Genomic DNA, 14,672 nt, shown 5'->3' with positions numbered 1-14,672 from the left:
CCTTGCACAGATCTCAGAGACCGCCACAGAAAACGCGCTCGGATGCATGACTTTAGCATAACCGAGTTTGTGAGCGGGCATCACACGCCCGGCGGACTGGCAGCAGTTCGACACACGATTGGCGCGTTTCCGCCACCGGCTGTGAGCTCGTTGACGCTGCGGCAGAAGAATCACAACCGGTCGATCAGTGCATCACGAAGCCGCTCGGTGGCGTCGCGATCGAGACCGGGCGGGTCGTTTCGCAACAGCGTCTGGACGTCTTCGAGCGCCAGATGGATCCTGCCGGTCATCCCGCGCAATTGGGCGCGCATCATCCGGTAGCGATGCTGATCCGGATTCACCCCGACGATCGCGTCACAGTATCGCAGCATCGCCTCGCCGTCGTTCTGGCGGCCGGCGACGCCGATCAGATTGTTCAAAATGCGGGTCAGGATTTCGATGTCCGTGGGGGCTTGCAGGTCCGATTCACGCAGCCCGCGTCCGGCGTGCATGGCAACGATCCCGGCCGCATCGTCCTGGCTGAGCAGTTTGCCACGTTCGAACACATCGATCAGTTGTTCCTGCTCGTCATCGATGACATGTTTGGCGACAAAGTGGCCTGGCAAGGCGACGCCGACGACTTTGATACCTAGACGCCGCCCGAGTTCGATGTACAGCACGGACATCGTGATCGGCAACCCTTCGCGATCGTCGATCACCCGGTTCAAATGGCTGTTGGCGGCGTGATAGTACTCGCTGCGGCTGCCATGGAATCCGTTTTCTTGAAACAGATAGCGGTGCATGGCGTCGCGAATGTCGGTCGCCGACGCATCCGCATCGAGTCCCGCCAGAATCTCATCGGCCATTTCATCGATCCGTTCGCGATAGGCCTGGACATCCAAATCGGGGCTGTCCAGTTTGGCGATCAACAGCGATCCGATCAGCAGACGTTCGTCGTCGTCAATATCATCCAGTCGACTCAATCGGTCGACCGTCTCGGCACGGCGGATATCGTCGGCCAATTGGTGCATCCGCTTGGCTTGTCTTTCCAACTCGATCGCCCGCCGTGTCAATTCACGCGACGCCAAGTCACTCGAAGTGCCCAGCTGGCGGATTTGGTCGCTGCCGATCGAATCCAATGGCAGTGCGGCGGGATCGAGTCGAGCGAGTGTTTTTTCGGCGTCTTCGGACAGCACCGGCGTGTCCAACACGGCACCGAGTTGAAATCCTGAAAACTCCGGTTCGGTGTCGCGGAACTTTGCCAGCCCGACCCGTCCCTGGGTGATCTGAGCGTCGTCGGATTCGATCACCAGTCGTCCGTTGACGTAGCACAGGATTTTGTCGTCTTCCACGCGGACTTTTAATTGGTTCCATTGTCCCGGCAGATAGTGCTCCGTCTGCACTTCTTTCAAGATGTCCCAGGAGTACACCGACGCGCCGCGAAAGCAGGTCAATCGCATGCGTCCGGCACTGGGGTAAAACGCGTAGTGTTTATTTTGGCCGTCGCTGTGGAATGCCAATCCGGCGGCACCGGATTCGTCATCCAGCCGAACCATCACCGCGATTTCGAAAGGGCGCTTGGGAACGTCACGTTTTGAAAGCAGCAAGGACCGTCCGCCGAATCCGTTGCCGGCACCGAGCGCGACGATCCGTCCGCCGCGTTGTTGCCAACGCGATCCCATCACGGGCGTCCATCGATCGTCATTGATGCGGCCGATCCGAACCCAACGGTCAAGCGTCACCGGGTTGGGGTTGTCTTTGAGTGCGACGAGCTGGGTGACGGGGATCGCGAACCCCAAGTTGTCGTCGATCGATGATTTCATGTTGATGATGCCATGGACGCGGCCTTTCAAATCGACCAACGGACCGCCACTGTTTCCCGGTTCGATCGGCATCGCCAACTGCAACATCTCGCGGCCTTCGACTTCGCGTCTGGCCGACACGATGCCTTCGACCACGCTGTTGCGAAGCCCCAGCGGATTGCCGAATGCCAGCACGCGGATGCCTTGCTGGGTGGCCGCGTCGTCGGCAAATTCCAATGCCGGCAGTTCGGCGGATCCGGGGTCGACGCGAATGATCGCCAAATCGCGAGTGACGTCCGACGCTTCGACCGCCAGCACCCGCAACTGCTGGCCCTCGGCGGTCTCCACGGTAAACGGACGGCCTTCGTTGATGACGTGAAAGTTGGTGGCGATCAAACCTTCGTCGTCGATGACGAATCCGGTCCCGATGCCCATCGGATCGCCGTCGCGTCCTTGAACGCGAATCGTCATCACCGACGGACGCACTTTGGCGATCAGCGTTGGGTGTGACTGGGCGTCGTCGGCCGCCACGTCGGTGGGCGTGACGATCGCGATCAACAGCGGCAAACAAATCAGCGTCCTAAGATCCACGTTCTGTCCCTTTGATCAAGTTTTTTAGCGGTCTCTATCATAGCCGCTTGGCGACGCCGCCCGCCAACCTCCGCTGAGCCACCCGGCGATACGATACACTATTTTGGTTCGCCCCCCCTGCGATCATCCGACTCCTGCGATCATCCGATTGAACGAGTCGTCGATGATCCGATCCCCACCCCAATGGTTTCCATCACCACACACCATGATTCGCAACAAAACTCTCCTGATCGCGATCGCCACCTGCAGCCTCTTGCCCGCGGGCGAAACCCGCGCCGCGGACACGATCATCAACGCCGCCGACTTTGCGACGCTTCAAGAAGCCGCCGATGCGATCCCCCAGTCCGGAGGCGTCTTGAAGATTCCGCCGGGAAACTATGAACTGAGCCAACCGCTGCATCTGAAAACGGCCGACACGCGTCTGGAAGGTTCTGGGACGGCAACCCACCTGATCAACAAGAACACCGAGGGAAAGCCGGCCATCCTGATCGAGCATCCCGATTGGGTCGGAAAAAAAGTCCCCTCGAAAGATCGGCTGTGGCGGGTCAACCTAGCCAATTTCCGAGTGACCGGAAATGAACGCAGCGGCGCGGGGATCGAAGCTCGATACATCGAAGAGATTTTTGTGCAGGGCGTCACCAGCAGCGACAACGGCGGCGACGGATTGCGTTTGCACTACTGTTACGAAGACCCCCGCGTCAGCGACTGTCTATTCACGTACAACAAAAAATGCGGCGTGTCGATCGAAGGCTGTCACGACATCATCGTGTCGGCCAATCAGTTCGAAGAAAACGATGACGGCTTGCGCTGCATCGACTCGTTCAATCTGACGATGAGCGGCAACAATCTGGACGACCACCTCGGCGATGGTGTGGTCATCGAAAACACCTACGGCTCGGTCGTCGCCGGCAACATGATCGAAGAATGCCAGGGCTGGGCGATCGTGTTGGACCGCGATTGCTATGGCATCACGATGTCGGCCAACGTGATCGCACATGAATTCACCGGCGGAATCGACTTGCGCGATGCACACGGCTGCGCGATCTCCGCCAACACCTTCACCATCGTCAAACAGGTCGGCGTCGCGGTGCGTGAAGGTTCCGGTAGCATCACCATCAGCGCCAATAACTTTAGTGACAGTTGGATCGGCAATGCCGAGGACGGAACTGCGATCAAGAAACGAGACTCCGTGGTCAGCAAGACGGAAAAGAACCCGAACGAGGCGGCCGGAATTTTGCTTCAGGATTGCCAGGCATTGGTGATCTCTGGAAACCTGTTCTCCGGGCTCAGCGGCGACGCGGTCCGGCAAACCGGTGACTGCCGAAAGGTGTTGATCCATGGAAACGGATCGCAGGAGTTTGATGGGGAGTGATCGTGGCGATGCGGCCGCCCGGAAGAGCCGTCGTGGGGGGGAAGTCACGCATCAAGTAAGTCACCCTCCCTTCTAGAGGTCAGGCGGTTTTTAAAATTAACCCTCCTGGCAGGAGGGTCGAGCGCAGCGAGGGGAGGTCGAACGGTGAATCGCCGGACAAGCGTTCGTCCGCCGGTCGCGTCAAATCGTGGATCAACCCTCCCCGCGTTGTCGCGCACTCCTCCGCGACCCTCCCAGAGAGAGGGTGAAGTCGTAAACGCCTGTTAAATCAGAGGTTAAAAACCGCTCGACCTCGGCAGGGAGCGCACCGGAAGGTTTATGGTCCGCCGAGCGAACGGACTTGGATCGGTTCGACGCCTGAACGCTTTCGCATCCAATTGATCGAGTTCAACACCGCGGGGATGGAGACCAACCGTCGTTCCAGACGATGCTTGCCGGGGAAGTTCAGCATCAGGATCCCGACCAGAATGGTCAACAGCCCCTGGCCGGGCAGGACCAGCATCAATAGGCCGGCGAGCACAAGGACGCCGCCGATCATGTTTTTGACCACCAATCCCGTCCAGCGCAAGACCGGATGCCGATCGGCAAACAGCGTTCGGGGACGTCGCCGGCCGGCGAAGTAGTCGGTCGGAATTTGAATGGCCAACCAGGGCGCGATCAGCAAGCAGCCGACGAACAGCACGCTGGAGACGGCGGCAATCCACGCCATCGCAACCTTATGATCGGCCAGGAATGCGTTCAAGGCGGACAGGTTTGGCATGCGGCGGTGCGTAACGGATCGGGGGGAGGACCTGAACGTTTCACAGGGACACGTAGTGATCCGGGATTCGATCGTCGTTGTCAATCCTTGGTGACTGTAGCGGCGGAGATCGTCAATGTTTGCCAATTGATACCAACACGACGCGTCAGCGAGTGGCGGGCGATGGACGCGGGGTGACCCCCTGGGCCGCTCGCTGACCGGCCTGTTGATCTAATTAGCCGCACGGCACTGGCCGCGGTTCTCGCCGCCGCAAAACCGGAGCTAGCGCCCATCGGCTAATCGTTAGCTGTTTCATTTCGACTAAATCAACAGGCCGTCACGCTTCCCGCTGGCAGGTGGATCGGCGGGGCGATTTGTGTTACCACAGACCACTTGTGCATGTGGTTCTCGGCCCCCAGCCCCTTTCCGGAGTGACTGATGAAAGTTCTCGTTTTGATGGCAGCGTTTTGTTTGACCGCCTCCTGCGCACTGGCCCAGGACGAGGCCCCCTCCAAGGAACACGCCTATTTGGCGAAAACCGTTGGCACGCGGACCGGTACGATGAAGGTCTGGCCCCAGGGACCCGATGGAGATGCCATGGAGTTTCCGTTCAGCGAAACCAACACCGCGATTCTGGGTGGGAATTGGGTCGAGTCCGCCTTCGAAGCGGGACCGTACAAGGGGCGCGGGATGAGCGGTTACGATCCCATCAAGAAGAAATACATCGGCACCTGGGCGAACAACATGACGCCCTACTTGGCGGTGATGGAAGGGACGTACGATGAAGCCAAGCACGAACTGACGATGATCTTTGACGACATCGACCCGGCGACGAACAAGCCGGTGAAGATGAAATCGGTCTTCACTGATGTTGCGGGCGAGCCCTCGACGATGACGATGTATCAAAAGAATAACGAATCCGACGCGTGGGTGAAGACCTTTGTGCTGACGTATAAATCGAAGCAGAAATGACGGCGCGTCGTCGGATTGTCAACAGGATGAAAAGACCAGCGTGAGCGGATCACCACAGGATCACGAAGTCGTGTTCGAATCGGGGGATCGATCCGCCTGCATGGAGCTGCGTCTGGTCTTGGAAGCGGCCGGAATCGCCGCCCATGCCCAATCACGTCGTGGTCGTTGGCGGCTGATCGTTGCTGCCGAAGACGCTTCCGCCGCCCTGCGGGAGCTGGCGGAGTACCGCCGCGAGAACCAATCGCGTTCGACGGAAACCGTCTCGGTGACGCCGACCTACGCCGGGGCCGGCATCGGTGTGATCGCCTATGCCGCCATCACGGTGGCGATCGGATTGGCGACGTTGCCGTGGGGATTGGGCCTGGACCTGTTCACACCCGGTGAAATGCAAGCGGGCAAAGTGCTTGCCGGGGGCGGGTGGCGCTGCGTGACGGCGCTCACCCTGCACGTCGACGAAGGCCACTTGGCGTCGAATCTGTTGTTCGGCGTCCTGTTCGGTTTTCTGGCCGGGCGGACACTCGGTGGTGGCATCGCATGGCTATCGATCGTGTCGGCCGGCGCCGCGGGGAACTGGATCAATGCGATGATCCAGCAACCCGATCACCGGTCGGTGGGCGCTTCGACGGCCGTCTTCGCCGCCTTGGGGATACTGGTCGCGGTGGCATTGCGACCGCGATCGTCCAGCCGCGAGAGTCGGTTGCGCCGCTGGCGTCCGTTGGTGGCCGGCGTGATGCTGTTGGCGCTGATCGGCGTCGGCGGTGAACGCACCGACGTCACCGCCCACGTCACCGGGTTCTTCGCCGGGTTGTTGATCGGTGCGATCAGCAGCCGAATTCCCACGCGATGGCTGGCCGATGAACGGTCGCAGTGGCTGGCCGGACTGGCCGCGTTTGCGGTCGTCACCCTCGCGTGGGTCGTGGCGCTGAGTGTGGCCTAAATGCCAGCACGACGCGTAAGCGAGTGGCGGGCGCTGGACGCGGGGTAAACCCCAAAAGGCCGCTCGCTGACGCTTCCCGCTGGCATGGGGTGATGCGTCACTGGTCGGTGGTGGCGTCTTGGGCTTTGAGATCCTTCAGTTCGCTCTTCAACTTCGCTGTCTCGCGTTTCAATTCCGCCAACGTCTTTCGTAGGTCGATGATTTCGGTCGGCACCAGCGATCGGTTGGCGTTCAGATCGCCCAACGCGCGCTTGGCGGCATCGGCGATCCGCGTGTCTCCCGAATCGGTGTACGCTTCGATCACCGACTCGGCGCGTTGATCGCCGAGTTGACCGAGGGCGCCGAGAGCGGCCGTGCGGACGGTCAACTTGGGGTGTTCGACTTGCGAGCTGAGAAACTGAAACACCGCGTCCTTGTCATCCAGCGGTTTGGCCGTCTTGGCCAGCGCGGCCAGCCCACGTCCGAAATCCCGCGCGTCGAACTCAGCGTCCCGCGTTTGAAGTGTGAACAATAACGCCGGCGTCAATTCGGGCGCGTTCATTTTTCCGATCGCCGCGATTGCCGCGTCGGCCACTTCGTTTCCGAACGATTCGGACTTCAGCAACCGCGTCAGCGTCTCCCGAGACTGCTCGCCGTGGAACCGAGCCAAGGTGCCGATCGCGGCGGATTGGATCGCGGGATTCGCTTCCGTTTCCAAAACCTCCAACGCCAAGTCAAGCGTCTCGGGGGTGAACGGGCCGAACATCCGCTGGACGACGGCCTGACGGACACGCGCGTCGGTTTGGTCTTTCCAGCTCGATCGCAACGCTTCGAGTGCTTTGTCGCTGTCGTGCTTGGCGAGCGCCTTGGCCGCCTCGATTCGAACGCCGAAAAACGGATCCGTATTCAATCGCTCGGCCAGCAACTTTACCGACGCGTCGGTCTTTCGGTCCGCGAGTGCCACGCAGGCCAGCAAGCGGCCCATCATGTCGTCGGCGTTGTTGATCTGGGCTTCCAACAGATCGTTGGCTTTGTCGAACGAGACGCTTGCCAAGACGGTGTAGTCGGGGTCAAAGCGGACGACCGAAGGTTTGCCGGAGAGCGGAACATAAAAGTCTTCCTCGACCCGGCTGACCTGGATCTCGCGGTCGACGATTTCACCATCGACGATGAAACGCAGCTTGGTGGGAAAGTGGTACAGCAGAACATCGTCGCTCAGCTTTTGCGTCTGCTTGATGTTCACTTTGGCCAACTTTTCTTTCGGCATCCACTTGTACGTGATCTTCAGATCGGGGTGCCGAGGGTGGTAAAGCCACTGGTCAAAGAATCGGTCCATCGGCCGGCCGCTCAGTTCTTCGATCACCTGACGCAAGTCATCCGAGACGACACTGGACAGTGCATGACGCTGTAAATACTCCTGGACGCATTTGCGATACAGGTCCGCACCGAGCTGGCTGCGCAGCATGTGCAACACCCAACTGCCCTTGGGGTAGGACCGATAATCGAATTGCTGCATCGCGTTCTTGTAACCGTGGAACACGATCGGCTTGGTGTCTTTGTCTTGGGGCAACACCCGGCCGGTCGCGTCTTTGTACAGCCCATACAGCAATGCGTCGCGACCGAACTTGTGGCCTTCGTAAAGGTGTGTGTAATAGGTCGCAAAGCCTTCATTGAGCCACAGGTGGCTCCAGTCCTTGCAGGTCACGTAGTCGCCGAACCATTGGTGAGCCAGTTCGTGGGCATCCAGATTTCGCGTCGTGCGAATGTTTTCGGTCGCGGTGGAGAAGATCGTGTTGTGCGTCAGCGTGGTCAGCGACGTGTTCTCCATGCCGCCGGCGGTGAAATCACGGATCGTCACTTGGTAGTACTTGTCCCACGGGAACGGGATCCCGATCTCTTGTTCAAAGAACGCCATGATGTCGGGGGTGTCGCGAAACGAATTGGCCGCATGCCGGGCGAGCGTCGGTTGGGTAAAGAAACCGAGTTCGATTTCGCGATGCCGTTTTTCGAGCTTTTCCAGATTTCCCGCGACCAGACAGATCAGATAGTTGGCGTGCGGTTTCTCTTGCAGCCAACGCACCGCTTTCAACCCATGCGGATCGATCGTTTGGCCCATCCGTTTCCCATTGCTCAGCACGACCATCGACTCGGGGACATGGCAAATGACTTCCGTCGACGAACGCTCGTTGGGATAGTCGAAACAAGGGAACCAGTGCCGTGCTTCGTGTGTTTCACCCTGGGTCCAGAGGTGGGTGTCCGGTTCGGGATAGCCCATTTCCGGTGTGCGAAAATACAGCCCCGCCTTGGGCTGGGCGGAGTAGTCGATTTGGATCGTGAACTCGGTTCCGACGGCAACGGGTTCGCGGAAGGCGATTTGCAATCCGTCGCGGGTTGAAATGAAATCCTCGACCGCCGCTTGCTCGCAGCGAACGCGGTGGACGTTGATGTCGATCGCGTCCAATCGCAACATTTCAACGGGTTTTGCAATCGGTTGTGCGGTGATGCTGACCGTTCCGGCGACGGTGCGGGCGTCAAAATCCGGCGTCACGTCCAGTTTTAGATGCAACACGTCGACTTGACGGTCCGGGGCATACTGGTACCGACCGTCCAATTCCAACCCCAGCGGCATCATTGCGTGCGAGCGACCGTCGGCGCAATAGCGGCAGATAAACTCAGAGCCCGTGGAGTCGCCGACGAAGCAACAGAACATCAGAGCGGTCAAGGACCAGCGTTCAAAACGAAACATGGGGTTCATTCAACGGGGCTCGTGGTGCGTCAACGTTTCAACCGAGGGGGCCGCTCCGCTCGATGGATCGGCATCATCCTTGGCGAACAGTGTACTGCGAGGCGAAATGATTGCGAACGGCACGGGCCAGCGGAATCGATTACATTGATCACTCCTCGATTGATCCTTCCGATTCCCACCTTTTCCCCCCAAGGGTCCCGCCATGCTTCGTCGTCGTCAATTCCTCGCCGCCTCCGCCGCCGGGCTGGCGGCTGCCCCCGCCTTCGTCCGTGGCCAGAACTTGAACTCCCGTGTCCAGATCGCCGGCATCGGATGCGACGGCAAGGGCTGGTCGGACATCAAAGAAATGGACTCGCACGACGCGACGCAGATGGTGGCGTATTGCGATGTGGACCTGTCCCGCACCGAGAAGGTCAAGGATCTCACTCCGGGGGCACCGGTGTACCAAGATTTTCGCGAGATGCTGGCCGAGCATGGTGATTCGATCGACGCCGTCACCGTCTCCACGCCGGACCACATGCACGCCTTCATCGGCTTGGATGCGATGCGTCAGGGAAAACACGTTTACTGTCAAAAACCGCTGACCCACAACGTCTGGGAAGCGCGGCAGATGGCATTGCAAGCCAAAAAGTCGGGTGTGATCACGCGTCTTGGCAATCAGATCCATTCGCACACGTTCTACCGCACCGCCGTGGCGGCCATTCAGTCCGGGGTGATCGGCAAAGTGAAACAGGTGCACAGCTGGTGTGCGGCGACGGGGCATGGAAAATCGTTTCACATCAGCCGCCCCAAAACCTTGGAAGACGTCCCCAAGACGTTGGCATGGAATCTATGGCTGGGTGTCGCTCCGGAACGCCCCTATGGCGGATGGAAGATCTATCACCCCTGGGGATGGCGTGATTGGCAGGACTTTGGCAATGGGGCCCTCGGTGACTTCGGCTGCCACATCCTGGACCCGGTTTTTACGGCGCTAACGATCAATGCGGCCCCGACGGAGCTGACCGCCGACCACACGGGGATGAACGATGAAGTCTGGCCGGCCCAAACCACCGTCAAGTACGTGTTTCCGGGGACCCAGTGGACGGTCGGGGCGACGCTGCCGATCACGTGGTATGACGGCGGACGACTGCCCAGTTTGCGTGGAACCGACTTTCCCTCCAACCAGGCGCTGCCCAAAAGCGGTTCCCTGTTCATCGGAGAGAAAGCCAGTTTGGTCTTGCCGCACGTCGGCGCCCCGTTTGTCTCCAGCGGCATCCTGTTGGGCGAAGTCGAGGGGCTGAACCACTACCACGGATGGGTCGACGGGATCATCAGCGGCCAACAGCCCAGCGACGGATTTGATTACGGCGGTCCGCTGACCGAAGCCGTCCTGCTGGGCAACGTCGCGGTCCGTTTCCGCGGTGAAACGCTGAAGTGGAACGGCAAAGCGATGCAGTTCACCAACGACGATTCGGCCAACGCCTGGCTCCGCCGAGACTACCGCGACGGCTGGGACATCGCCGCCGTGTAGCGCACTGCGGTAGTGGACGAGGCGACGAGTCCATACATCCACACTGTCCACCGTCGCATCGACCGTCGCGGCGGCACGTGCGATCCAGAGGGTCGAGTAGCCGTTGGAGGTTCCGAGTTCCAGGATCCGCGACGGCTTGGCATCACGGATCATCAAATCGAGAAACTTTCCCGTCGAAGGCGTGATGTTCAGCATCATCTCCTCGCGGGACTCCGCCGTGCGGTCGTTTTGCCAACCCTCGTGATAGAGTTGGTCCAGGTAGGTGTCTATGTTCATCCGAGGCGATCACGCTCAAGGGCGTTGGGGGGAGAATTTCAAGACTCGCTGGGGTCGGAGAAATTGCGTCTCGCTGGAATGCGTTTGGGATCCGGCGGGGCGAAGTCTCGGTTTCAACGCGCGCTCAGGGGGACGATCTAGTATCCTGTGCGTTGAAATCACCGGTGTGATGTGAAGCAAATCTGGGAAATGTGATGAAGTACTTAATTCTGATGATGGCGCTTCTGGTGGGAAGCCCTGTGTTGGCGGCTGACGTGATCGAATTTGCCGACGGGAAAAAGGTCGACGGGACGATCACGTCGATCCGGAAAGCCGAAAAGGAGTTCGATTTTTCGCCCCAGGACGGCTCGACATCGACGAAAACCGTCTATCAGTTTAGCGACGTTCACCGGGTTCTTTACCAGGGCAAGTGGTTCGTCTTGACGCCGAAATCCGAGCCGTCGGCACGGGCGGAAAACGATAGCGATGGTTCGGGATCCGTGACACGTTCCAAGGCGGAGGTTTTGGCGTTGATCGAGGCGGCCGGCAAGACGCCGCCGGATTGGTTCGAATCCACGCCGCTGGACTATCCCAAAACGCTGGACCTGTCCTGGCCCATCAGACCGCCGAAGGGGCCGTGGCAGGCTCACAAGAACATGGGCCAGTACATCTGGTCGGTGATCAACGAAAATCCCGGCCGCTGGCACTCGGGGATCAAGCTGATTCACCACTGTGTGGCGCTGCACAAGGACGACCGTGAACGGCTGCAGCGTGACATGAGAGCGCTCGGATCGGCCTACTTTCGGCTGCTTCAGGATTACCCGCGGGCCGCTTTCTGGTTTCAGCAAGGCAAAGCGTCGGTCGACACCATCGACGGAATCCGCTTGGCCGAATGTTATTGGCGGTTGGGCAACCGCGGCATGGCCCTGCAAATGCTCCGCAGCCGACGGCTGAACCTCGGTGCGATCAAATTGTACGGGGACATGGGCGAAATCGACCGGGCACTCAGTCTGACCGGGGCCTTTGTTAAATCCGGAAACGACTACCAAGCGAACATCTTGGCCGCCGACGCGCTGCGACAGGCCGGTCGCTATGACGAAGCGATCGACTACTACCAACGCGTCTTGAATTCGAAACGGTGGCGCAACGAAGAGTACGAGGATCGATTCAAAGCTCGCGCCCAGGAGAGCATGGAGACGATCCGATTGTATGACCAGGCGGATTTGAGTCGCGTCGCCGATGGGACCTATCGTGACAGCAGCACCGGGTACAACGGCAAACTGACGGTCGAGGTCAACGTTGCGTCGGGCCGTTTGCAAAGCGTCAAGGTGGTCAACCACAAGGAGAAGCAATTCTACTCCTCGCTGACCGACACCCCAGCGCAATTGATCGATCGGCAAAGTGTCCAAGGGATCGATGGGACCAGCAGTGCGACGATCACGTCCCAGGCCATCGTCAACGCGACCGCCAAGGCGTTAGCACAGGGGACGCGATGAAACGACGCGGTCTATCATTGGCGGTCGCCTTGTTGGCTACGGCGACGATCCTCGCGGTGGCTGAAAACGACACCCTCGCCATATGGTCGGGTGTTTCCCCCGCCCTGACGATCACGGTTGCCGGGCTCCTATTGGCCGCCGCCACGCTGGTTTTTTTGACCAGTTTCGATCGCGGCAGCGCCGCGCTGATCCGTCTGGATTGGTTCTCCCCGACCCTCCGCCGGCTGAAGCCCGATCAACACGCCTCACATTCACTGATCGGTCGATTACTTCGTCACCTGGTGCCCGACGCGTTTCAATCGGACCGGATGTCCAAGCAACGTGGGGTGTTGCGGAAAACACTGCGCCGGTTCGGCCTGTCCTGGCTGGCGTCCCCGGTGCGACGGATCGTGCAGTCGATCTGCCTGGTCACCTTTGTCGTGCTGTTTTTCTACGTCTGCTGGCCCTACGATGCGCAACCGAACGAGCAATTGGGAGCCGGCCAGTGGCCGGCTCATTACAGCGACAACTTGGCCGCCAAGGAGATCATCCCGGCCGAGTCGTTTTTAATGATCGACCCGTTGGTCAGTTTGTCGACCGCGATCGCCTCGCGCAGTTGGGTCTGGTCGCTGGTGTCCGCCGCAGCCATCCTGGCCGTTTGCGTGCTGATCCCACGCGGTTTTTGCGGCTATCTGTGTCCGCTGGGCACGACGATCGATTTGTTCGATTGGGCGGTCGGCAAACGGGTCACACGGTTTCGCGTTCCCGGCGACGGTTGGTGGGTTCACATCAAGTACTATCTGCTGGCCGGCACGCTGTTGTGTTCGCTGTTTGGCGTGTTGGTGTCGGGTTTCTTCTCGGCGATTCCCGTGATCACGCGGGGGATGCTGTTCCTATTGGATCCGATCCAGTCGGGAATGCTGCGTGGTTGGCACCTGGTCCCTGCGATCGGCGTCGGGCAGGTGTTGTCGATCGCAATGTTCATCGGCGTGCTGAGCCTCGGGTTCATGCGGCCGCGATTCTGGTGCAAGTACGTCTGTCCCAGTGGAGCCGTGTTTTCGCTGGGGAACCTGTTTCGCATCACCGAGCGGAAGGTCGAATCGTCGTGCATCAATTGCAACAAGTGTGTCGAGATCTGTCCCTTTGACGCCATCAAACCGGACTTCACGACGCGGACGACCGATTGCACGTTGTGTCAATCCTGTGGCGGCGTCTGTCCGACGCACGCGATCAAGTTTGTCGAACGCTGGAACGTCGTTGAACTCAAGGTCGAAAATGATCCGCCGACTCATGAGACGGCGTTGGGGCGACGCGGGTTTCTGTCCCTGGCCGGCGGCACTGCGGCGGCCGTGGCGGGCGGTGCCGGTGTTTCGATGGTGACCAAGACGTTCGGCGCTAATCTGAATGCCTCCGATGCGTTCTTGCCCGTGCGACCGCCGGGCAGCGTTCCCGAGCAAGAATTCTTGGAGATGTGCATTCGCTGCGGCGAGTGTTTCAAGGCCTGTCCCAACAACGTGTTGCAGCCGGAAGGTTTTCAGCAGGGGCTGGAGGGATTGTGGTCGCCGCTGGTCAATGCCGACTGGGCGGGGTGCGAATCGAGCTGCAACGCCTGCGGTCAAGTGTGCCCGACCGGGGCGATTCGCGCGTTGCCGTTGGCGGAGAAAAAGGTCGCTCGGATGGGGCTGGCGATCGTCAACGAATCGACTTGTCTGCCGTTTGCCGGCGCCGAGGAGTGCGATCTGTGCGTGCAGGAGTGCAATGCGGCCGGCTATCATGCGATCGAATTCAAACGGGTCGGGACCGAAGTGGACGACAACGGCGTCCCGATCGAAGGCACCGGTTATTCGGCACCGGTCGTGTTGGCCGACAAGTGTGTCGGCTGTGGGCTCTGTCAGACGCGGTGTCATGCGATCAACGTGAAAGAACGGGGACTGTGGGGCGAGTCGGCGATCATCATCGAGGCGGGGCAAGGCAACGAGGATCGGATGATGTCCGGTTCCTACATCGCGCTGCGCGAACAAGAAGCTCGCCGGCGAACCCGTTCCGAACCCGGCGTCGAGTACTTCGTGCCCGAAGTCGATTCCGACCCGGCGGCCTTGAGTGCCCCGGTGCCCTTGGAGGATGAGTCCCCGTTTGGTGTCGAGCCTTCCGGTGGCGACGAATCACCGTTTGGCGTTCCGGCGTCGGAGACGATTGACGAGGATCCGTTCGGAACGTTGGATTGACCGCGACCGATTGAATCCGAAGGAGTCGTTTTCTCCACGAGCGCCCAATACGGAAGGCTTGTTTCGTTACAATGCCCGGTGAACTGGACG

General features: G+C 59.9%; 9 protein-coding genes. 6 read left to right on the top strand and 3 right to left on the bottom strand.

All coding sequences use genetic code 11. The annotated features are described in order from the left end of the window. Window positions 1-170: 170 nt before the first annotated feature. The gene (locus H1B37_RS20920; RefSeq protein ID WP_182868596.1) at window positions 171-2,372 is read right to left on the bottom strand and encodes a transglutaminase family protein; all 2,202 of its coding nucleotides are present in this window, start codon (window positions 2,370-2,372) and stop codon (window positions 171-173) included. 163 nt (window positions 2,373-2,535) lie between these two features. Here H1B37_RS20920 and H1B37_RS20915 point away from each other — a divergent pair, with 163 nt between their 5' ends. Next, a complete protein-coding gene (locus tag H1B37_RS20915) occupies window positions 2,536-3,744 on the top strand; it encodes a right-handed parallel beta-helix repeat-containing protein (protein ID WP_182868595.1) in 1,209 nt (402 codons plus the stop codon). A 316-nt stretch (window positions 3,745-4,060) separates the two neighbouring features. Here H1B37_RS20915 and H1B37_RS20910 read toward each other — a convergent pair whose 3' ends face one another. Continuing rightward, on the bottom strand, window positions 4,061-4,504 hold the full coding sequence (locus tag H1B37_RS20910) for a PGPGW domain-containing protein (protein WP_182868594.1): 444 nt from the start codon (window positions 4,502-4,504) through the stop codon (window positions 4,061-4,063). A gap of 417 nt (window positions 4,505-4,921) precedes the next feature. Between H1B37_RS20910 and H1B37_RS20905 the strand changes: the two genes are divergently transcribed. After that, window positions 4,922-5,455 (top strand): DUF1579 family protein, encoded by a 534-nt coding sequence (locus tag H1B37_RS20905; RefSeq protein WP_182868593.1) that lies wholly within the window; start codon window positions 4,922-4,924, stop codon window positions 5,453-5,455. Between the two features lie 40 nt (window positions 5,456-5,495). Beyond that, entirely contained in the window at window positions 5,496-6,392 is an 897-nt protein-coding gene (locus H1B37_RS34470; protein WP_182868592.1) for a rhomboid family intramembrane serine protease, read from the top strand. Between the two features lie 97 nt (window positions 6,393-6,489). On the opposite strand, the gene H1B37_RS20895 is transcribed toward H1B37_RS34470, so the two are convergent. Beyond that, window positions 6,490-9,117 (bottom strand): M1 family metallopeptidase, encoded by a 2,628-nt coding sequence (locus tag H1B37_RS20895; RefSeq protein WP_182868591.1) that lies wholly within the window; start codon window positions 9,115-9,117, stop codon window positions 6,490-6,492. 202 nt (window positions 9,118-9,319) lie between these two features. On the opposite strand from H1B37_RS20895, the gene H1B37_RS20890 reads away from it, so the two are divergent. The 3 genes from H1B37_RS20890 (at window position 9,320) to H1B37_RS20880 (ending at window position 14,582) form a co-directional block, all read left to right on the top strand. Further along, window positions 9,320-10,627: a Gfo/Idh/MocA family protein gene (locus H1B37_RS20890; protein ID WP_182868590.1), complete on the top strand. Its 1,308-nt coding sequence runs from the start codon at window positions 9,320-9,322 to the stop codon at window positions 10,625-10,627. Window positions 10,628-11,097: 470 nt separating this feature from the next. After that, window positions 11,098-12,378: an FMN-binding protein gene (locus H1B37_RS20885; protein ID WP_182868589.1), complete on the top strand. Its 1,281-nt coding sequence runs from the start codon at window positions 11,098-11,100 to the stop codon at window positions 12,376-12,378. Next, complete coding sequence (locus tag H1B37_RS20880) at window positions 12,375-14,582, top strand: 4Fe-4S binding protein (RefSeq protein WP_182868588.1); 2,208 nt, start codon at window positions 12,375-12,377, stop codon at window positions 14,580-14,582. The genes H1B37_RS20885 and H1B37_RS20880 overlap by 4 nt, the downstream gene beginning before the upstream one ends. Window positions 14,583-14,672 lie beyond the last annotated feature (90 nt).

It is taken from the genome of Stieleria mannarensis, from assembly GCF_014154935.1.
Classification (GTDB): Bacteria; Planctomycetota; Planctomycetia; order Pirellulales; family Pirellulaceae; genus Stieleria; species Stieleria mannarensis.
This window is presented reverse-complemented; position numbering and strand designations above follow the sequence as displayed.